Consider the following 19083-nt stretch of genomic DNA (forward strand, 5'->3'; position numbering starts at 1 on the left):
GATCAGGGTCCCCGTACGTCCCGGATGGCCCTCGCCAGCAGCGCGACCCCCTCGGCGATGGCGGCCTCTCCGAGAGTGGCGTAGCCAAAGATGAGGCCGCCCGGTCCGGTGTCGGCGATCCGGTATGGGCCGACGCCGTGGATGGCGAGCCCGTGCCGGGCGGCGGCCGTCACCACCGCCGCCTCGTCGAGGTCGGGCGGGAGCCAGGCGACCACATGCTGCCCGGCGGCGATTCCCGCCGGTTCCAGATCGGGCAGGTGGGTGCGCAGGGCGCCCAGCAGTGCGTCGCGGCGGCGGCGGTACAGCGGACGCATCCGGCGCAGGTGGCGGTCGAACTCGCCGCGTGCGAGGAAGTCGGCGAACGTCAACTGGTCGATGACCGGCGAACCGCGGTCGGCGAGAACCTTTGCCGCGGCGACGTCAGCGACCAGATGGGGAGGCACTACCAGCCAGCCGAGCCGCAACCCCGGCGCGAGCGTCTTGCTGGCCGTACCGCAGTAGACGACACGATCGGGAGCCAGGCCCTGCATGGCGCCCACCGGCGACCGGTCGTAGCGGTACTCCGCGTCGTAATCGTCCTCAATCACGATCGCGCCGCGGCGTTTCGCCCAGCGGATCACCTCGACCCGCGCCGCGGCCGACAGGACTCCCCCGGTGGGCCACTGGTGCGATGGCGTGAGCACAACCGCGTCGGCGTCGGCCCGTTGGAGCGCATCGACCTGAACGCCGTCCGGCCCCACCGGGATGCCGACCACGTCCAGACCGGCGGCGCCGGCCAGGACTCGGGCATCGTCGTTGGACGACGGGTCTTCCAGGGCGATCCGCCTGGCACCGTGCTGGACGAGCACCTGGATCAACAGCGAGATGCCCTGCCCATAGCCGTTGCAGATCACCACGTTGCCGGGGAGGGCAGATGTGCCGCGCACCCGGTTGAGGTAGTCGCACAGGGTCTCGTGCAGTTCCGGTACGCCACGCCCGTCGAGGTAGGCGAACCGGTCGTTGGGCGTGGTGGTGAGCACGGTTCGGACCGAGCGCAGCCATGCGGCCCTCGGGAATTGTGAAACGTCGGTGCGCCCGTACCCGAAGTCGACGGTGAAGCCGGCACTGCGCGCGGTCGGCTGCGCCGTCGAAGCCGCGGAGCCCGCGTCGGCCGGCGGCATCGACGCGGCGACCTGGGTGTAACCGCCCGATCGGCTGACGAGGTAGCCCTCGGCGACGAGCTGCTGATAGGCCTCCACCACGACCCCACGGGAAACCCCGAGGCCTGTCGCGAGGGTGCGGGTGGGTGGTAGCGACGCGCCCGCTCGCAGCAGGCCGGCCCGGATGCCTGCGCGGATGGACGTCTCGATCTGCCGGTGCAGCGGCACCCCGGCGTCGCGGTCCAGCTTGATGAGCAGGTCCTCGGCCGGCGCGGAATTGGTTCTCGACCGCCCCACAGGACCGGACCTTACTGGCGTGTACCAATTCCTGCCAGGCCGAGTGACCGGAGACCGAGCTCCCCGCCGAGGTGCCCGGCCCGGCCAAGCTGCGCTGGGCCGATGAGAGCACGCTAAGCGTGCCGGTGCTGACCGCCACAGTCGCCTACGCCGGGCTCAGCAAGCCCAAGTCCATCGTCGACGAGAAGTGCCCGGCCGAGGGCTGCCGGCCACTGCGCGTGATCGCAGTGGCGCGGGGCGAGGCCACGATGCCCAGCAGCCGGGGGGACGTGCAGGTACCGGCGGGTGGCGGTGGACCCGGCCGTGATGGGCGGACCGCCCCGGCCCCTGGACGACGGGATCCAAGAGGTGCACACCTACGAGGTGCGCACGCCGACTGAGCTCCAGTTGAGTTACATGCATGGCACTTGCGACACGACGTACGGCTCGCGTGTCCGCGAGACGCCCGAGGCAGTGGTCGTGGACGTCGACGTCCGGCGCGACGACAACGCGGAGGTCTGCACCGATATGGGGAAGACGGACCGGATCTGCGTCACGCTACGCGAGCGCTTGGGCCGCCGGGTGGTGCTGGACTCCAGCAGCGGGGTGCCCCTGTTGCCGCAGAGCGACGTTCGCCTGGTCGAGTTCCAGAAATATGACCCGCGCCGCTCCTAGCTGAGCGACCAGCCGGGCCGTGCCGTCGGCGTCGCGCGCCTGGATCCTTCCGAGAACCTCCGCTCCCATACCTGGGCGTCCGCGAGCGCGGTGACGGCGCGGCCGAGCCTGACCACGTCCGCCGCGACGAGCACGGAGAGGAATCCTCCGGAGCGGCTCAAGACGTGGGCAGACTGGGAGGAGCTGTCAGCGGCGGCTCACTGACTGCTTGGCCTCCTGACTGTTCGACCCGGACGCCCCTCGGCGTCCGGGAGGCGGTCAGCCACAGGCCGGTGAATACGGCGCAGGCCAGCGTCACGGCACCCGCCGCGAGGAAGGCGCTGTTGAGGCCGGATTCGAAGGAGGCGCCGCCGGACTCCCGCGTATGGACGATCGCCCCGAGCACCGCCACGCCGAGCACCGCGCCGATCTGCCGGGTGGTGCTGCTGACGCCCGAGGCGAGGCCGCCCTCCTGCGGGCTGACCGCCTGGATGGCGGCCCCGGTCAGCGGCGACATGGTGAGAGCGAACCCGATACCGACGACCGCCAGCCGCCACCACACGTTCCCGTAGCCGGTATCGGCCTGGACGAAGCCCAGCGCCAGCAGCCCCAGCCCGGCCAGGGCCAGGCCGATGCTGACGACGACGCGGAAGCCGTACCTGGCCGCGAACCGGCCCGCGTACGGGCTGACGATCACCATGGCCAGCGAGGTGGGCAGGGTCCGCAGGCCGGCGACCAGGATCGAAGTGCCCTGGACGTAGACGAAGAACTGGGAGAAGAAGAACGACGACCCCATCAGCGCGAACCCGACCACGACCATCGCCGTGTTGGACGCCGTGAACAGCCGCTGACGAAACAACCGCAGCGGCAGCATCGGCGTCGGCACACGACCCTCGACCACGACGAACGCGGCCAGGAACACCAGCCCGGTGGCGAAGCTGCCCAGGATCACCGGCGAGGTCCAGCCTCGGGAACCGCCCTCGATCAGGCCGTAGGTCACGGCGCCCACGCCCGCGACGGACAGGACCGTGCCGGGGACGTCGATCGGCGGTGCGCTAGGGTTGCGGGACTCCCCCAGCACACGCAGCCCGGCCAGCAGCAGGACCGCCCCGATGGGCACGTTGACCAGGAAGATGGCGGGCCAGCCGAAGGACTCCGCCAGGATCCCGCCCGCCAGCGGTCCGGCGGCCAGGCCGATGCCACTGAACCCGGCCCACAACCCGATCGCTTTGACGCGCTCCCTCGGGGCGGGATACGCGGCGGCGAGCAGCGCCAGTGAGGCGGGGCTCAGCGCCGCGGCCCCGACGCCCTGCAGCACCCGCCCGGCGATCAGCCAGCCGATCGAGGGCGCGAGCGAACACACCACCGACGCGGCCGTGAACACCACCACCCCGGCCAGGAACACCCGCCTGCGGCCGAACCGGTCGGCGAAGACGCCGCCCGACAGCAGCAGCATGGCCACCAGCAGCACGTAGGCGTCGACGATCCACTGCAGGCCGGTCAGCCCGGTGTGAAGCCGCTCCTGCATGTCGGGCAGGGCGGCGCCGACGATCGTGTTGTCGAGCAGCACCATGAACTGACCTGCGCAGGTCAGGGTGAGCAACCCTTTCACGTACATCCTTCCTAAAAGCAGTTGAAGACTGCGTTTAGGGAGACTCTAACGCAAGTCTGGACTGCGTTAAGGTGAGGGTATGGAGGAGCAGGAGCGGGGCAGGCGGCCCGGCGGGCGCAGCGCCCGGGTCCGCGCGGCAGTGCACCAGGCCGTTACCGACCTGGTCAGCGAGCGCGGCTACGGAAACTTCACCGTCGGCGACATCGCGGCCCGCGCGGGCGTGGCCGACACCAGCGTCTACCGCCGGTGGGGCAACCTCCAAGCCCTGCTCGGCGATGTGCTGCTGACCCGGCTCAACGCGCAGGCGCCGATGCCCGACACCGGCAGCCTGGCCGGCGACCTGCGCACCTACGCCGCCATCGTGGCCCGCGAGGTCACCGGACCCGACGGCCTGGCGTTGGTGCGGCTGACCATCGCGCTGTCCGGCGAGGGCCAGCAGGGCCTTCAGGCGCGCGACGAGCTCCTGGCCGACCGCACCAGGCAGTTGCAGGCCATGCTCGACCGCGCCCGCGACCGCGGCGAGGACCCGCCCGACGCACTGGAAGTGCTGGACCATCTCCTGGCGCCGATCTACATGCGCGTCCTGTTCGGCGCGGGCCCGCTCACCCCTGACTATCTCGACGGGTTGGTCGACCGGTTGCTCGCCTGATCCAGTCCGGCGCGCTGTGGATCACCGCCGACCCCGCCGACGTCACCAAGGTGCTGAACACGATCTGCTCCCCGCGGCCGCGCAAGGACGTGCCCCTGGACCGGCTGCGTGACCCGGTGCTGTTCGGGACGATCTACCGGTGCGGGACACGCGCCGCCGAAGCCTGTGTCCTGAACGTCGAGGACTTCGACCTGCGCACCGACGACGAGCACGTCCGCAGCCACGGCAAGGGCGGTACTGTCCGCACCGTCCTGCTGGATGACCGCGACTACGTCGCCCTCCTCAAGCTCTACCTGAACCGCGCCGGGTACCGGTTATGCAAGCCGCACCGGCGTTGCACACCCCGTGACCCGCAGCTCCTGCACCGGCCAGTCGCCGCGGGATGGCGCTGGGCGGCGGTCGCCGCCGTCGCCGCGGTTGCGCTCCCGCTGCTGATCGTCGTGCTCGTCTTCGCCCAGCCCTCGGTCCCGGCCGGCAGCGCTGGGGGCGCGACGCCGAGCCAGCGGGCGCTCGCGGACATTCCCCGTCGTACGGCTCGACCGCGCCTGTCACGCCGACGTTGCCCGCCGGATCGGAAATCACATCGGTCCCTGAGCGTAAGCGCCGCTCATCGGCACACCCGCGATGCGCAGACCCCGGCGGTCTTCTGCCGCAGCACGGTTACTTCCGCGGCGCGAGGCCCTCGCCATTTCCACTGAAGATGTTTCCGGGCATCTCATCGGGCGGAAAGGCGCGGTCGAACGGGACGGCGCAAGGGCGGCTGTTCGTCGCCCTTGCTTTCGCTCCGGAGCTCCTTGTACATGTCCCTGCACTGCTTGGTGTCCATGTCGTCGGCAGCGCACAGCTGCACGTCCAGGTCGAGATCGACGGTGCGCTGCGGCCCGCGGAGGTGTAGGTGACGCGAACGCCTTCGGCCCGTGCTGTGCGGTCGCCGGTCTTCCCGTACTGCAGGCCGAGTTCCGTGAGGAGTCCGTCGTGGTCCATGTTGCTGCAGGGCGTGGTCACGGCGGGACTGCGCGCCGGGAATTCGAGCTCGGTCAGAGGCTGCTCGGCGTTGCCGAGCATGGCACGTGTACGGCTCTGCAGCCGGGAGGAGAACGCCTGCAGGACGATGCCGCCACTCGGCCTGATCAGGTCGACCTTGTCGATGGTGACCGAACCCGGCCGATCAAGGCACATCACCCACCCTCCCAGGGAGTAGGGCCGACGGGCCACGGTGTCGGGCAGGACGATACCGATTGAGGCGGTCTCGCCCATTTTGGGGTCTTCGTCGAGGAGTAGCCGCGGGCCCTCACCCACACAGCCGGCTGTCATGACCACGATGACGCCGGCCGGCAGGATCCGGCGGATGAGGGCACGCATGGCGGAACTCCTTACCCCCGATCGACTGGTCTCAGTACTTGTGCGCTTCGGCGATACACAGGCCGAGCCTCGGCCTCGCCGAGCAGGCCGTGGAGCGGGCTCTCGCGCTCGGCGAGGCGGCGGCAACTACGCCGATTCCTACCTGCGGGCGGCCCTGGCCCTGGCGCGTCAGGACCTGCGGCAGGACTACCAGGTGCGTGTCCTGCCGGCCCTGGCCGACAGCCGGCAGGGCCAGCGCCGTTACAACGAGGCGGCCGACTGTCTCCACCGAGCCGTCGCCGTCAGCCGGCGAATGCGGGCACCCCGCTGGGATGCGCGGGTGGTCCGGGCGCTGCGTGACCTTCGCGTCGGCTCCGGAGGCGGGCGATGACGACGCCGCAGGGGGAGTTTGACCTCGACGCGCACGCCCGGGACGTCGATGCCCGGAAGTCAGTGCTCGGCGAGGAACCCTCGTCGGCGGGCGGCCTCAGCTCACCGAGAGGGAGTAGCCGTTGGTGCGGAAGTCCATGCCGCCGCTCGACGAGGTGATCTCATAGCCGAACTGGACGTCGCCCAGCGTCACGTCGCCGAACCACTTGTTCGTCCTGAGCCAGTTCAGGACCGCCTTGACATCCACGCTGCCGGAGGTGGCGTTGCCCTGCCGTACGAACGAGAACACCTGGTTGGAGCCGTTGGAGCCGCGGTACACGTCCCAGCTGTGGCCGCCGACCGACACGCTCGTCTGCCGGGAGCCGAGCGGCCCGACCGGGCCGTACTTGTTCATCCAGAGCATGATCTCGTAGGTGTGGCCGTCGCACCAGATGTCGTACGCCGTCGTGTACGCGCCACCGCTCGGCACGGTGACGTTGAAGCCGCTGGTCACCGAACCCAGCGTGCTGAGGCGCCGGTTCACGTTCCGGCTGACGTTCGGATAGGACTTCACGCCGCCGGTGTTGGGGTGGTTCGCCCACACACCCCAGTTGCTGTAGGAGTTGGCCCAGATCGTCTGGGGACCGGCGCCGCCGCCCCAGATGTTGTTGTAGAGCGTGTAGCCGCCGTTGGTCCAGGTGCCCCACTGGTCCGACGAGGACCACACGGCCGCCTGGGCCGGATCGGCGAGCAGCCCGACGACCACCGTGAGCGTCGTTGCCGAGACGAGCAGACGCAGCGTCCTGAGCATGGTCTTCCTCTCCGCCGTAGGTCCCTTCCGGCGCCGCCCGTCGCGGGCGCGCGTCGAACCCCAGCGTCGAAGCGCTTCGACGCCATTTCGACGATCCGAAACCTTCTCGCCGCCGGGATTGGGGTCACGGTAGGACCGCGCGCACATCGAGGAAACCCCGGCGGGAAAACTTCTCCGACTCCCCTGGTCAAGCCCGCCTCGGCCCGAGGCGCGCGTGAAACTTCCACGCTCAGGACGCCCGGGTGTCACCGGAGCCCGTGCGCCTTCGCCCAGCCCGCGACGGCCGCGGCGATCAACTCCGGGTGGTCCTCCGGGGTGTGGTGCCCCGCGACCTCGTCGAACCGCCGGATCTCGAGGCCGGCCATGGAGGCCGCACACCAGTCGATCATGTCCTGGTGCACCATCGTGCCGGGTCCGGGCGCGAAGGCCAGCAGGAGCTTCGGCACCTCCGGGCTGGCGGCCAGCCACGTGTCGTACGCCTCCACGCGGGCCACCACGTCGGCGGGCTCACCGCCCAGCGGCATCGAGCGCGCCCACCGCAGCAGCGGCAGGCGGCTCTCCCGCGTCGGGTACGGCTTGCGGTAGACGGCCAGGTCGCTCTGGTCCATGGGGGCGGCGACGGTGCCCGGCAGTCCTTGTTCGATGAATGCGTCGTCGTCCAGGATCATCTTCTCCCCGACGCCCTCGGTCTTGATCGCCGCGAACAGTTCCCGGCCGCCTTCGGGGAACTCCTCCCAGGTCATCGGCTTGACGATGGTCTCGGTGAAGGCGATTCCGCGTACGCGGCCGGGATGACGGGAGGCCCAGTCGAAGGCCAGCGCGCCGCCCCAGTCGTGGCCGACGAGGACCACGTCGTGAAGGCCGAGGGCGTCGAACCAGGCGTCCAGATAGCGGGCGTGATCCGCGAAGGTGTACGCGATGTCGGGCTTGCCGGAATCACCCATGCCGATCAGGTCGGGGGCCAGCCGGCGGCCCTCGCCGATCGCGGGGATGACGTGCCGCCACAGGTGGGATGAGGTGGGGTTGCCGTGCAGGAAGACCATCGGCGTGCCGGAGCCGGTGTCGCGGTAGTGGATGGTGGAGCCGAGAACGTGCGCAACGGGCACGACGAATCCTTTCAGATCTCGAGCTTGTGGATCGGGTGGAACGGCGCGTGCCGGGCGGAGGGTGGTCAGGCAGCCACGGACGGCTCGGCCGGGAACGCCTCGATCGGGCTCATCGGAAGGCGGCGACGTTGCGACCCGCCCAGTCGGCGAAGGACCGGGGCGCACGGCCGAGGACGCGCTCGACGTCCGGGCTGACCTGCCGCTCGGCGTCCGTCGGCTCCCCCAGGATGGCGAGCGTCCCCTCCACCACCTGCTCGGGCATGAACTGCAGCATCTGCGCCCGGGCCTCCTCCCGGGTCTGCTCGGCGAACCGCACCGGCCTGCCCAGCGCGGCACCGATCGCCGCCGCCCGTTCCCGCGGCGTGGTTGGCGCGGGACCGGTCAGCTCGTAGACGCGGCCTGCGTGCCCGTCCTCCCGCAGGACGGTCACGGCGACCTCGGCGATGTCGGCCGGGTCGATGGTCGGCAGGCCGATGTCGCCGAACGGGGCGGCGGCCGTACGCCCGCCGCGGATGGACTCCGCCCAGGCGTAGGCGTTGGAGTGGAAGCCGCCGGGACGCAGGATCGTCCACTCCAGGCCGGACCGGCGCACCGCGTCCTCGAACGCGGCGGGGTGGCGGTAGAACTCCGGCCTGGTCCCCGCCCCCTGCGAGGACAGCAGGACGACCCGCCGGACCCCGCCGGCCCGGGCGGCGCCGAGGATCGCCTGCGGGTCCTGACCGGCCACCAGCAGGAACAGCGCGTCCGCACCGTCGAAGGCGTCCTTCAACCCGGCCGGGTCGTCCAGGTCTGCTCGCACATGCCGTACGCCCTGAGGCACTTCGGCGGTCCGCCGGGAGACGGCGGTCACCCGCTCACCCGCGGCGGCGAGCAGCGCGACCACCTGGCCTCCGACGTTTCCGGTGGCACCCGTCACCACGATCATGATTGCACCCTTTAAGTTAGTTGACTGACTCAATAGAACCGTAGCGGCCCTCGATACCACTTGTCCAGCTCTAGTCAGTTGACGGACTCAGAAGGGCGGAAGGGTTCCGACACGTGACAGTCCGCACTCACGTGCGGCGATGCCGCGGCCGCGTGCCCCGACATTGTCCCGGCGCCACCTGAGTGCGGCGGCCACGAACGAGGCGACCAGCGGCCGGCGGTCCCGCTCGATCCAGGCGAGCACCAGGCGGCTGGGCGGCGCGTCGGCCACCGGGACGCAGACCAGGTCGGCCGGGGCCGGTTCGACCAGTGAGCGGGGCAGCACCCCGATCATCCGGCCCACCGTGATCATCTGGAGCATCTGGACCACGTCGGCGACCTCGGGACCGGTGCCATCGCCTCCGGGTAGTCCTTTCCAGCGTGGCAGCGTCTCACCCTCCAGATCGGACATGCGCACCGAAGTATGCCCGGCCAGCCGGTGTCCGGCCGGGACGATGACCACGCGGTCCTCGGTGTGCAGCGTCTCGTGGGCCAGGCCGTCGAGGTCGTCGAACGGCGCGTAGAGCAGGCCGACGTCGGCCCGGCCGTCGCGCAGGAAGTCGGCGCGATCGGCCGGGCCGCTGAACAGGATGTCCACCTGGCGGGCGTCGGGCTGGTGCGCGTATTCGGCCAGGAGCCCGGAGAGCAGGCCGGCGTCGCCGCCGGGTTTGAGCACGAGCCGCAGGTGGTCCTGAGTGTCGCCGGCACGCTGGGCGTACCGGATGGCGGCGCCGACCGCGTTGAGCGCGTGCCGGCCGTGTTCCTGCAACGCCTTCCCGGCCGGGGTGAGCTCGACGTGTCGGCTGGAGCGGATGAAGAGCGGGACACCGAGCCGGGTCTCGATCCGTCGGATGGCCTTCGACAGCGCCGGCTGGGCGATCGAGAGCCGGACGGCGGCCCGGCCGAAGTGCAGCTCGTCGGCGAGTGCGATGAAGTACTCGAGCTCGCGGGTCTCCAGTTCGACCATGCCTACAGGTTATCGCCGAATGGCGAACCGGTCTTGGACGCAGGCGACGTGCGGAGCCCAGAATGCCTGCATGATCTACCACACGATGATTGTCTCTTTCGACCAGCCGCTGCCCGACGCCGAGCTCGACCAGTACCTCGCGGATATCGAACAAGTCATGCTCGGCTCCGGTTTCGTGCAGTCGGTCGCGACCCGGCGCCACATTCCCGTCCCCGGCGAGGAGGACATTCCGGCCCTGATCGCGACCGCGATCGTGCGGGTGGCCGTCGCCGATATCGACGCCCTCGCGAAGGCGTTCACCGCGCCGGGCGTGCACGAGGTCATCGACCGCTGGCAGTCCCGGCACCCCTACAAGGTCGCCTGGGCGAACCACGAGACTCTGGCATAAGCGGCACTTCCCAAAAGGCGGGCCTGGTCACCGGGGCCGGCAGCGGGATCGGCCGTCCGAACGGCGCGGTCACAGGCCCGTACGTCGACCGCAACGGGACGGCGACGACCTCGGGAGGCGGCAGGCAGATCCTGGCCGGGCACGGGAGCATCCCCGGCCCGGCCACCAGGCCGTCCTCGCTTACAACGACGGCGGCATCCTCTTCTACCGCTGGTACGCCGACCCTGCCCCGGCCGCCCGGGGTGGCGTCCTCGCCGCCCCCTGGGGCGATTCCTGCGGCATGAACACTTGACGACTCGGATGTTATCGATAACTCTTCTCTCCATCACCTGAGCCCTCCGGATACCCCGGTGGCATGTGGAGAACGAATGTGACCGATAACATCACCTACGTCCAACCCGTACGGGGCCACCGCCGGGTGGAGCGCCGCCTAGCGGCGCGGGCCCGCACCGTCGCCGAGGCGTACGCCCTGCTCGCGCCGAGCCTCGCCGGCTTCCTGCTCTTCCTCGTGGCGCCCATCTTCGGCGTCGCGGCGCTGAGCCTGTTCGACTGGAACCTGATGGGCGCGCCCTCGTTCGTCGGACTGGCCAACTACCGCGAGCTCGCCGCCGACCCCGAGGTCTGGCGGGCCGTGCTCAACACGATCTACTACGTGGTGCTCAACATCCCGGCGCAGACGGTGCTGGCGCTGCTGCTGGCGCTGGCGCTGAACCGGCGGATGCGCGGCGGCAAGGTGCTCCGGGTGGTCTTCGTGCTGCCCTGGATGGCCATGCCGGTGGCGCTCGGCATCATCTGGTCCTGGGTGTTCGACCCGCGATACGGCGCGGTCAACCAGCTGCTGGGCATGGTGGGGATCGACGGCCCGAACTGGCTCACCGACCCCGCGTGGGCCATGCCGGTGATCGCCTCGGTGAACGTCTGGCAGTACACGGGCTACACGATGCTGATCCTGCTGGCCGGGCTGCAGGCGATTCCGCACACGCTGTACGAGGCCGCGGCGATCGACGGCACCACGCCGGTGCAGCGGTTCTTCATGATCACCCTGCCGCTGCTGCGGCCGTCGCTGTTCTTCGTGCTGGTGACGAACACGATCGGGTCGTTCCAGATCTTCGACACGGTCTTCGTGATGACCCAGGGCGGTCCGGGTGGCGCCACCGACGTGCTGAACTTCCACATCTACCAGCAGGGGTTCCAGCTCTTCCGGTCCGGCTACGCCTCGGCGCTGGCGATGGTGCTGTTCGCGCTGATCCTGCTGGTCACCGCGGCGCAGTTCCTCTACTTCCGCAAGCGCACCGTCTACGACTTCTCCTGACGACCCCGATGAGAAGGACCCCGATGAGAAGGATCGGCCTGTATCTCGCGCTCTTCGCGGGCGCCGTGGTCTCGGTCGCGCCATACCTGATGACGTTGAACTCGGCGTTCAAGGAACCCGCGCAGGTGCTCACCACCCGCGCCTGGGAGCCCGCCTTCCCCGTCACGCTCGCCAACTTCGCCCAGGTCTGGTCGGAGTACGACATGGCCGGCTTCCTGCTGCACTCGCTGGTCTACGCCGGGGTCGTTACCGCCGGGCAGGTCGTCTTCAGCACGATGGCCGCCTACGCCTTCGGCAGGATGTCGTTCCCCGGCCGCGACGTGCTGTTCTGGGGCTACCTCGCGACGATGATGGTGCCACAGATCGTCACCCTGGTCCCGCTCTTCCTGATCATGCGGGAGTTCGGGCTGATCGACACCTATCTCGGGCTGATCCTGCCCACCGCGTTCGGCACGCCGTACGGGATCTTCCTGGTGCGGCAGTACTTCCGCACGATCCCGAAGGACCTGGAGTCGGCCGCGCGCATCGACGGCGCGGGCACGCTGACCGTGCTCGTCCGGGTGCTGCTCCCGCTGAGCCGCCCGATCCTGGCCACCCTCGCGACCATCACGTTCATCACGACCTGGAACACGCTGCTGTGGCCGCTGATCGTCACCAACGGCGACGCGACCCGGGTGGTCACGCTCGGCATCTCGCCCTGAAGGGCCAGTACTCCTCCCAGTACCACCTGATCCTGGCGGCCGCCGCCCTCGCGCTGCTGCCGCTCATCGTGATCTTCCTGCTGTTCCAGCGGCACATCGTCCGTTCGATCGCCCTCACCGGGCTGAAGTAACCACCCCCCGTAGAGAGAAGGGCATACATCTATGTCCAGAAAAATCGCCTTATCTGCTGTCGCGGTGGCGGCCCTGCTGTCCCTCGCCGCGTGCGGCGGCGGAGGAGCCGACGACTCGGACTCGACCGGCGGCGCCGTCACCCTCCGGTACGCCATGTGGGACGAGGTGCAGAAGCCGCCGATCGAGCAGTCGATCCGGGAGTTCGAGAAGGCCCACCCCGGCATCAAGGTGCAGATCGAGCTGAACAACTGGAACGACTACTGGAGCAAGCTGCAGACCCAGCTCGCCGGCCGCTCGGCCCCCGACGTCTTCTGGGACCACGTCTCCTACTTCCCGAAGTTCAGCAAGGAGGGAGTGCTCACCGACCTGGCGCCGCTCATCGCCCAGGACAAGGTGGACACCTCGATCTACGACCCCAAGCTCGCCGAGGGCTGGAAGGTGGACGGCAAGGTCTACGGCCTGCCCAAGGACTGGGACACCATCGGGCTCTTCTACAGCACCAAGGCCCTGAAGGACGCCGGGCTCACCCCCGCCGACCTCGACGGCCTCACCTGGAACCCCGCCGACGGCGGCACCTTCGTCAAAACCCTGCAGAAGCTGACGGTCGACGAGAACGGCAAGCGCGCCGGCGAGCCGGGCTTCGACCCCAAGAAAATCAAGCAGTACGGCCTGGCCATGCAGGCGCCCACCGGCCAGCAGGACTGGTGGAACTTCGCCCTGCAGAACGGCTGCAAGCTCCAGGACAAGCCGTGGGGCCGGTGGACCATCGACCAGCCGGCCTGCGTGCAGGCCATCCAGTTCGTCCAGGACCTGCGGCTGAAGTATCACGTCGCGGTGCCCGCCACGGTCACCAACCCGCCCAACGGCCCGTCTCTCGACCAGGTCGTCGGGCGCGGGGAGGCGGCCACGGCGATGGACGGAAGCTGGATGCTGCGCGCCTTCGACACCGCGCTGCCGAACGGGGGCTTCGGCGTCGCCGACCTCCCCGCGGGCCCGGTCGGCAAGGGCAGCGTCTACAACGGCCTGACCGAGGCCGTCTACGCCGGCACCAAGCATCCGAAGGAAGCATGGGAGCTGCTCAAGTGGCTGATCTCCGAACGCCATCAGAAGGCCGTCGCCCAGGCGGGCGCCGTCTGGCCGGGGATCACCTCGCTCAACGACGTCTTCGCCGACGCGTGGAAGGCCAAGGGCGTCGACGTCACCGGCTTCAAGAAGGCCGCCGAGGGCACCACGATGGGCTACCCGCTGACCGAGGCGGCCGACGTCTACAACGTGAAGGCGCTCGACATCTTCAACCAGGTCTGGCTGGGTCAGCTGTCGCCGCAGGACGCCGCCCAGAAGATCACCACCGAGGCCAACGCCGCCATCAAGTAAGGTCAGACTCATGGAAGTTACCGGTCACATGCCTGCCCAGGACGCTCCCCGCGCACGGTCGGCGAGCATCTGGGACGTCGCCCGGGTGGCCGGTGTCTCCCAGCAGACCGTCAGCCGCGTCATCAACGGCAAGGCCCGGGTCAGCGAGGCGACCCGGGCCAGGGTCCTCCAGGTCATCGCCGAGCTCGGCTACCGGCCCAACCGGCTGGCCCAGGCGCTGGCCGGAGGGCCCGTCCGCTCGGTCACCGTCCTCACCTCCGACACCGCCCTGTACGGCGCCGCAGCCACGCTGCGCGGCATGGAGGAGGCGGCCAGGACGGCCGGGTTCTCCGTGGGCATCAGCGTGCTGGAGCGGACCTCCGGCCAGGCGGACATCGCCCTGCGGCTGAACCGGCCCGGGGAGGCGGTCATGGTGATCGCCTTCGACGACGCGGGCGTGCGCGCGCTGCGGGCGCTGCCCGCGGACGTCCCGGTCGCGGCCGCCGTCGAGCGACGCCCGACGACGGGCCGGACGACCCCTGGCAGGTCTGGCTGGACGACCGGGCGGCGGCCGCGCACGCGACCCGCTACCTGCTGGGCCTGGGGCATCGCACCGTCCACTACGTCGCCATCCCCTCCTCCACCAGCGCGCTGCCGCAGCGCACCCAGGGCTGGCAGGACGCGCTGCGTGCCGCCGGCCGCCCGGTGCCCGAGCCGCTGCCCGGCGGCTGGAGCCCTCGATCCGGCTACCTCGCCGTACGCTCCCTGCTCGCGGACCGCTCGGTCACCGCGGTCCTGTGCGGCAACGACGACCTGGCGCTGGGCGTCATGCGGGCCGCCCGCGAGGCCGGGCGGGACATCCCCGGCGACCTCAGCGTGGTCGGCTTCGACGACTCCCCGCCCTCCGCCTACCTCAACCCCTCGCTCACCACCGTGCGGCTCGACTTCGAGGGCCTCGGCCGGGCCTGCTTCGGCCTGCTGCACCGCAGGCTGGATCCGCAGAACGCCCCCGCCGTCCCGGCCTGGAGCGAGCCCGAACTCATCGTGCGGGAGAGCAGCGGCCCCGCTCCCGCCTGACCTCCCGCGTCTCCACGGCCCTCCGCCGCGCCATGCGGCGGAGGGGTCCGGCATGCCATGCCGCCTTCTCCTTCGCCGTCGAAAGGCTGAGATGATCCACCACGACTCCGAACACCGCCTGTGGGTGCTGTCCGGGCCGTCCTCCTCCTACGTACTGCACCTCGACGAGGCCGACCGGCCGCGCGTCCTGCACTGGGGACCCCGGCTCACCCCCGAGCAGGCGGCCTCGCTGCTGCTCCGGCTGCCGCGGCCCGGCTTCCGGCCGGTCGAGGACCCGCTGGAGGGCTCCTTCGACCTGGTCGCGACCGGGGGCCTGTGCTACGCACAGGCCGGCCTGCAGGTGCGCTTCGCCGACGGCACCCGCGACCTGGAGCTCGTCTTCACCGGGCAACGCCGCACCGATCGGGAGCTGGTGCTGGCGTACGCCGACCGTCACTACCCGCTTGCTGTGGAGTGCCACTACCGCCTGTACGGCGACGTGATCGAGCGCCACCTGGTCCTGCGCAACGAGGGTGAGCCCGTCACCGTCGTACGGGCGGACTCCGCCACCTGGGTCCTCCCCCGTCTGGACGGCTACCGGCTCAGCTCCGTACGCGGCCAGTGGGGCGCCGAGACCCGGCTGCACCGCGCCGAGCTGCCGTACGGCGAGACCGTACTGACCAGCCGCAGGGGTGTGACCAGCCACCAGGCCAACCCCTGGGCGATGGTCGACGACGGCACGGCGGGCGAGGAGCACGGCGCGGTCTACTCCTGCGCGCTGGCCTGGAGCGGGAGCTGGCGGCTCACCGCGCAGCGGCTGCCCACGGAGTGCGTGACGCTGTCGGCCGGGGCCGGGCACGACCCCGTGACCTGGGAGCTGGGCACCGGCGAGGAGCTGGTCACGCCGGTGTGCGCGGGCCTGTACACCGAAGGCGGCTTCGGCGCCGCCAGCCGCGCCTGGCACGACCACCAGCTACGGCACGTGCTGCCGCACCCCGGCGAGATCCGGCCCGTGCTCTACAACTCCTGGGAGGCCACGGGCTTCGACGTCTCCCTCGACGGGCAGATCCGGCTGGCGGAGTCGGCCGCCCGGATGGGCGTGGAGCTGTTCGTGGTGGACGACGGCTGGTTCGGCGCCCGCACGCACGACGCCGCCGGGCTGGGCGACTGGTATCCCAACCCGCACCGGTTCCCCGACGGGCTCGGGCCGCTGATCGACCGGGTGCACGAGCTGGGCATGCGGTTCGGGCTGTGGGTGGAGCCGGAGATGGTCAACCCCGACAGCGACCTCTACCGCGCCCACCCGGACTGGGTGATCCACCGGCCGCATCGGACGCGCACCGAGCACCGCAACCAGCTCGTGCTCGACCTGTCCCGGCCCGAGGTCGGGGACTGGCTCTACCGGACGCTGGACGAGTTGCTGTCCAAGAACGCCATCGACTTCCTGAAGTGGGACATGAACCGGCCCTTCACCGAGGCCGGCCCGGACGATCGGCTGTGGCTGGGCCACGTCCACACCCTGTACGACGTGCTCGACCGCCTCCGCGCCGCCCACCCCCACGTGCGGATCGAGTCGTGCAGCAGCGGCGGCGGCCGGGTGGACCTCGGGATCCTGCGGCGTACCGACCAGGTGTGGACCTCCGACAACACCGACGCCCTCGACCGGCTGGACATCCAGCACGGATTCTCCCAGCTCTACCCGGCCCGGGTGATGGGCGCGTGGGTCACCGACAGCCCCAACCCCTACACCGGCCGGGAGATCCCGCTCGACTTCCGCTTCCACGTGGCCATGGCCGGGGTGCTCGCCATCGGCGGGGCCCTGACCGAGTGGAGCCGGGCCGACCTGGACCGGGCGGCCGAGCTGGTCGCCGACTACAAGCGGATCCGGCCGCTGGTCCAGCACGGCCGGCAGTACCGCCTGCGGCCGCCGGACGGCGAGCTGTCGGCCGTGCAGTACCTCGCCTCCGACGGCAGGGAGGCCGCCGTACTCGTCTACCGCCGCGCCCGCCGGTTCGGGCACGCCGATCCCGGCATTCCGCTGCGCGCCCTCGACCCGGACGCGCGCTACCGCGACACGGCCACGGGTGAGGTCCACCACGGGGCAGTCCTGCTCACCCACGGCCTGTTCCCCGATCTGGCGCCCGGCGACTACGCCAGCGCCCTGGTCCACCTGGTCCGGGAATAGGCGCGCGGGAACAGGCGCGAGAGGAGGCCCGCCGGCGCCGGCGGGCCTCCTTCATTCATGTCATCCCGCTGTCAGGACCAGGCGGTAGGCGCCGTTGGCGTCCTGGTTGGCGATCGGGATCGTGACACTGCCGTTGGTGACGGTGTAGGCGTTCGACCACACCCGGGTCGCCGCCGGCACGTTCGTCTTGCGTCCCGAGCCCGGAACGTACTCGAGCGTCGCCGTGACCGAGGAGCCCAGCCCGCCGATCCCGTCGACGCGGACGGTGTTGTTGCCGGCCTGGCCGCCGAAGACCAGGCTGAACGTCCTGCCGTCGTAGGCGGCCACGCCGTCGTTGTACGTGGTCGGGGTGACCTTGACGACGTTGCCGGTCTGGTCGGCGTACCACTTGTACATCCAGTACGACGCCGTCGGCTGGCCGTTGTACAGCAGGCCGTTGAGCGTGCCGGCCTCGTACCAGAACGCCCGCTCGGCGTCGCGCACGCCCTCGCGCTCGAACTGCGCGACGTAGTGGTTGACGCTGCTCGGCACGTCGATCTCGCCGGTCGTGGCGTACTCGTTGATGGAGATGGGCCGCGGCGAGATGCCCAGCTCGCGCTCCAGCGCCCGGTAGGCCCGGACGTTGGCGGTGACCTGCTGCCATCCGCTCAGCTCGTGCCACGACACGACCTGCGGCAGCGTGTTCGTCGCCTTGGCGTTGGTCAGGAAGGACCGCATCGCGTTCACGTTCCAGTACGAGTAGCTCGGCCCCATGATGGCCTTGTTCGGCTCGCTCTGCCGGATCCGCTGGTAGGTGCGCACCCACCCGTCGTTGAAGGAGACGCCCGACGCCGACGGCCAGGTCCAGTCCGGTTCGTTCCACGGCTCCCAGGCGTCGATGTTGCTGACGCCCGCCGACTTGGCCGCCGCGATCATCTTGTCGATCCGGCTGTACCAGTCGTTCCAGTTGGTCCAGTTGTAGGGGAAGCCGTCGAAGCTGTCGGCCATGTCGACGGTGATCACGGCGCCGATGGCGGCGGCGTTGCGCCAGACGTTCAGCGTGTCGCCGATCGGGACCGGGGATCCGTTCGGCCGGTGCTCGTGCAGCGGCGGCGGCTGCCGGAGCTGGTGCAGCTTCAGCGGCTGCATGATCGACACCGGCGGGGTGTTCGCGTCGGACAGGCCGTAGAGGGTGCCCGACCCGACGCGGGTGACCGGCCGCACGACGCTGCTCGCGTCGACCACGAGGGCGCTGCCGCCGCCGGTCGTCGTGCTCCACTTCTGGTTGCTCTGCCCGTTGCACGTCCACAGGATGACGGCGGTGCCGTTGGCGGTGCCGCCATGGTCCACATCGAGGCACAGGCCCGACTGCGTCCCCGTGATCGACCCGTCGGAGTTCTGCCGCCACTTCTGGTTCGCCTGGCCGTTGCAGGACCAGATGATCACCTGGGTGCCGGGCGAGGTCTGGTTATTGTACGCGTCCACGCAGCGGGTGCCGTTCAGGGTGCGCAGTTCGCCGGCCGAGGTGAACTCGAAGCCCTGGTTGGCCTGGCCGTTGCAGTCCCAGATGTCCAGGGTGGTGCCGAGCGTGTCGACGTTGCCCTTCACGTCCAGGCAGCGGCCGGAGGCGGTGCTCACCAGCGGCGCGGGGGCCGCGGAGGCGGGTGCCGTCCAGGTGAGCGCGGTGGCCGCCAGGGTGGCGAGCGCCGTGAACAGGCCCAGGGCGACGGCGCCCGGCGAACGCCGCCGCCCGGCCGCCCGGGCGAACGGGGTAAGTCGTGCATCGTTCTTCTCCTCGTCGGGGGGTGGTAAGGCCGGAGTGTGCGGAAGCGGCACTCCCGCCGGTAGGGGGTCGCGGGATCCGCGACGATGTGAGTTATCGGTAACATGAGGATCTAGAACCTGCCGCCGACGATGTCAAGCGGTGGTCGCGGATCGGCCGAACGAAGGGAAGTCGTCTTATCGGTCCTATCGCTGGTCAGCGCCTGTTCCCAGGCACGAGAAAGGCCGGGCGGACGTGAAAGATTCACGCCCGCCCGGCATGCTTCTTGACGACTAGAGGTGATAGCGGTAACACTCCCCCCAGTCCG

At 70.3% G+C, this 19083-nt stretch carries 20 protein-coding genes and 1 pseudogene; 11 read left to right on the plus strand and 10 right to left on the minus strand.

The features are described 5' to 3' along the window. Nucleotides 1-2 precede the first annotated feature (2 nt). Nucleotides 3-1367, minus strand: a complete 1365-nt coding sequence (locus B1L11_RS29640) for a PLP-dependent aminotransferase family protein (protein ID WP_218671395.1) — start codon at nt 1365-1367, stop codon at nt 3-5. Between the two features lie 354 nt (nt 1368-1721). Here B1L11_RS29640 and B1L11_RS29645 point away from each other — a divergent pair, with 354 nt between their 5' ends. Then, complete coding sequence (locus B1L11_RS29645; RefSeq protein WP_079318391.1) at nt 1722-2090, plus strand: hypothetical protein; 369 nt, start codon at nt 1722-1724, stop codon at nt 2088-2090. Here the strand turns inward: B1L11_RS29645 and B1L11_RS47230 are convergent. Together B1L11_RS47230 and B1L11_RS29650 are read right to left on the minus strand one after the other, a co-directional pair. Then, nucleotides 2087-2224 carry a hypothetical protein gene (locus tag B1L11_RS47230; RefSeq protein WP_179155384.1) on the minus strand — a complete coding sequence of 46 codons (138 nt, stop codon included), beginning with the start codon at nt 2222-2224 and terminating at the stop codon, nt 2087-2089. The two genes, B1L11_RS29645 and B1L11_RS47230, sit on opposite strands and share 4 nt — an antisense overlap. 23 nt (nt 2225-2247) lie before the next feature. Next, entirely contained in the window at nt 2248-3681 is a 1434-nt protein-coding gene (locus B1L11_RS29650; RefSeq protein WP_218671396.1) for an MFS transporter, read from the minus strand. Nucleotides 3682-3760: 79 nt separating this feature from the next. On the opposite strand from B1L11_RS29650, the gene B1L11_RS29655 reads away from it, so the two are divergent. Together B1L11_RS29655 and B1L11_RS29660 are read left to right on the plus strand one after the other, a co-directional pair. Further along, on the plus strand, nt 3761-4330 hold the full coding sequence (locus B1L11_RS29655) for a TetR/AcrR family transcriptional regulator (RefSeq protein WP_079318395.1): 570 nt from the start codon (nt 3761-3763) through the stop codon (nt 4328-4330). Between the two features lie 50 nt (nt 4331-4380). Next, nucleotides 4381-5028, plus strand: a complete 648-nt coding sequence (locus B1L11_RS29660) for a tyrosine-type recombinase/integrase (protein ID WP_256863008.1) — start codon at nt 4381-4383, stop codon at nt 5026-5028. Here B1L11_RS29660 and B1L11_RS29665 read toward each other — a convergent pair. The 5 genes from B1L11_RS29665 to B1L11_RS29690 form a co-directional block, all read right to left on the minus strand. Then, nucleotides 4991-5692, minus strand: a complete 702-nt coding sequence (locus B1L11_RS29665) for a hypothetical protein (protein ID WP_079318399.1) — start codon at nt 5690-5692, stop codon at nt 4991-4993. The genes B1L11_RS29660 and B1L11_RS29665 overlap by 38 nt on opposite strands. A 466-nt stretch (nt 5693-6158) precedes the next feature. After that, on the minus strand, nt 6159-6998 hold the full coding sequence (locus B1L11_RS29675; protein WP_079318403.1) for a hypothetical protein: 840 nt from the start codon (nt 6996-6998) through the stop codon (nt 6159-6161). Nucleotides 6999-7096: 98 nt separating this feature from the next. Beyond that, a complete protein-coding gene (locus tag B1L11_RS29680) occupies nt 7097-7957 on the minus strand; it encodes a haloalkane dehalogenase (RefSeq protein WP_079318405.1) in 861 nt (286 codons plus the stop codon). Nucleotides 7958-8066: 109 nt separating this feature from the next. Continuing rightward, nucleotides 8067-8882: an NAD(P)H-binding protein gene (locus B1L11_RS29685; RefSeq protein WP_079318407.1), complete on the minus strand. Its 816-nt coding sequence runs from the start codon at nt 8880-8882 to the stop codon at nt 8067-8069. Nucleotides 8883-8969: 87 nt separating this feature from the next. Continuing rightward, complete coding sequence (locus B1L11_RS29690) at nt 8970-9887, minus strand: LysR family transcriptional regulator (RefSeq protein WP_079318409.1); 918 nt, start codon at nt 9885-9887, stop codon at nt 8970-8972. 70 nt (nt 9888-9957) lie between these two features. Between B1L11_RS29690 and B1L11_RS29695 the strand changes: the two genes are divergently transcribed. The 6 genes and pseudogenes from B1L11_RS29695 to B1L11_RS55280 all read left to right on the plus strand — a co-directional run. Beyond that, nucleotides 9958-10275 (plus strand): hypothetical protein, encoded by a 318-nt coding sequence (locus tag B1L11_RS29695; RefSeq protein WP_079318411.1) that lies wholly within the window; start codon nt 9958-9960, stop codon nt 10273-10275. A 370-nt stretch (nt 10276-10645) separates the two neighbouring features. Then, nucleotides 10646-11587, plus strand: coding sequence for a carbohydrate ABC transporter permease (locus B1L11_RS29700; RefSeq protein ID WP_218671398.1), 942 nt, complete (start codon nt 10646-10648; stop codon nt 11585-11587). A gap of 23 nt (nt 11588-11610) precedes the next feature. Continuing rightward, entirely contained in the window at nt 11611-12288 is a 678-nt protein-coding gene (locus tag B1L11_RS29705) for a carbohydrate ABC transporter permease (protein ID WP_218671399.1), read from the plus strand. Beyond that, on the plus strand, nt 12225-12419 hold the full coding sequence (locus tag B1L11_RS48760; RefSeq protein WP_218671400.1) for a hypothetical protein: 195 nt from the start codon (nt 12225-12227) through the stop codon (nt 12417-12419). The genes B1L11_RS29705 and B1L11_RS48760 overlap by 64 nt, the downstream gene beginning before the upstream one ends. A 31-nt stretch (nt 12420-12450) precedes the next feature. Next, nucleotides 12451-13794, plus strand: coding sequence for a sugar ABC transporter substrate-binding protein (locus B1L11_RS29710; RefSeq protein WP_079318415.1), 1344 nt, complete (start codon nt 12451-12453; stop codon nt 13792-13794). Between the two features lie 28 nt (nt 13795-13822). After that, nucleotides 13823-13936: pseudogene (locus tag B1L11_RS55280) on the plus strand (LacI family DNA-binding transcriptional regulator); the annotation flags it as partial. Between the two features lie 47 nt (nt 13937-13983). On the opposite strand, the gene B1L11_RS52295 reads toward B1L11_RS55280, so the two are convergent. Continuing rightward, entirely contained in the window at nt 13984-14382 is a 399-nt protein-coding gene (locus B1L11_RS52295; protein WP_256863010.1) for a hypothetical protein, read from the minus strand. Between B1L11_RS52295 and B1L11_RS52300 the strand changes: the two genes are divergently transcribed. Further along, complete coding sequence (locus B1L11_RS52300; RefSeq protein WP_256863012.1) at nt 14374-14850, plus strand: substrate-binding domain-containing protein; 477 nt, start codon at nt 14374-14376, stop codon at nt 14848-14850. The two genes, B1L11_RS52295 and B1L11_RS52300, sit on opposite strands and share 9 nt — an antisense overlap. 91 nt (nt 14851-14941) lie before the next feature. Continuing rightward, nucleotides 14942-17014, plus strand: coding sequence for an alpha-galactosidase (locus tag B1L11_RS52305; protein ID WP_079318417.1), 2073 nt, complete (start codon nt 14942-14944; stop codon nt 17012-17014). Between the two features lie 60 nt (nt 17015-17074). Here B1L11_RS52305 and B1L11_RS48770 read toward each other — a convergent pair whose 3' ends face one another. Further along, nucleotides 17075-18829 carry an RICIN domain-containing protein gene (locus tag B1L11_RS48770; protein ID WP_218671402.1) on the minus strand — a complete coding sequence of 585 codons (1755 nt, stop codon included), beginning with the start codon at nt 18827-18829 and terminating at the stop codon, nt 17075-17077. Nucleotides 18830-19083: the final 254 nt, after the last annotated feature.

The sequence above is a fragment of the Microbispora sp. GKU 823 genome, assembly GCF_002027145.1.
In the GTDB taxonomy this organism is placed as follows: Bacteria; Actinomycetota; Actinomycetes; order Streptosporangiales; family Streptosporangiaceae; genus Microbispora; species Microbispora siamensis.

Excerpts from the sequence above, each read along its gene's own strand:
- B1L11_RS29655 (WP_079318395.1), top strand. The coding sequence starts at position 3,761 with ATGGAGGAGCAGGAGCGGGGCAGGCGGCCCGGCGGGCGCAGCGCCCGG.
- B1L11_RS29665 (WP_079318399.1), bottom strand. The coding sequence starts at position 5,692 with ATGCGTGCCCTCATCCGCCGGATCCTGCCGGCCGGCGTCATCGTGGTC.
- B1L11_RS29675 (WP_079318403.1), bottom strand. The coding sequence starts at position 6,998 with ATGTGCGCGCGGTCCTACCGTGACCCCAATCCCGGCGGCGAGAAGGTT.
- B1L11_RS29685 (WP_079318407.1), bottom strand. The coding sequence starts at position 8,882 with ATGATCGTGGTGACGGGTGCCACCGGAAACGTCGGAGGCCAGGTGGTC.
- B1L11_RS29690 (WP_079318409.1), bottom strand. The coding sequence starts at position 9,887 with ATGGTCGAACTGGAGACCCGCGAGCTCGAGTACTTCATCGCACTCGCC.
- B1L11_RS29695 (WP_079318411.1), top strand. The coding sequence starts at position 9,958 with ATGATCTACCACACGATGATTGTCTCTTTCGACCAGCCGCTGCCCGAC.
- B1L11_RS29705 (WP_218671399.1), top strand. The coding sequence starts at position 11,611 with ATGAGAAGGATCGGCCTGTATCTCGCGCTCTTCGCGGGCGCCGTGGTC.
- B1L11_RS29710 (WP_079318415.1), top strand. The coding sequence starts at position 12,451 with ATGTCCAGAAAAATCGCCTTATCTGCTGTCGCGGTGGCGGCCCTGCTG.
- B1L11_RS52295 (WP_256863010.1), bottom strand. The coding sequence starts at position 14,382 with ATGCCCCAGGCCCAGCAGGTAGCGGGTCGCGTGCGCGGCCGCCGCCCG.
- B1L11_RS52305 (WP_079318417.1), top strand. The coding sequence starts at position 14,942 with ATGATCCACCACGACTCCGAACACCGCCTGTGGGTGCTGTCCGGGCCG.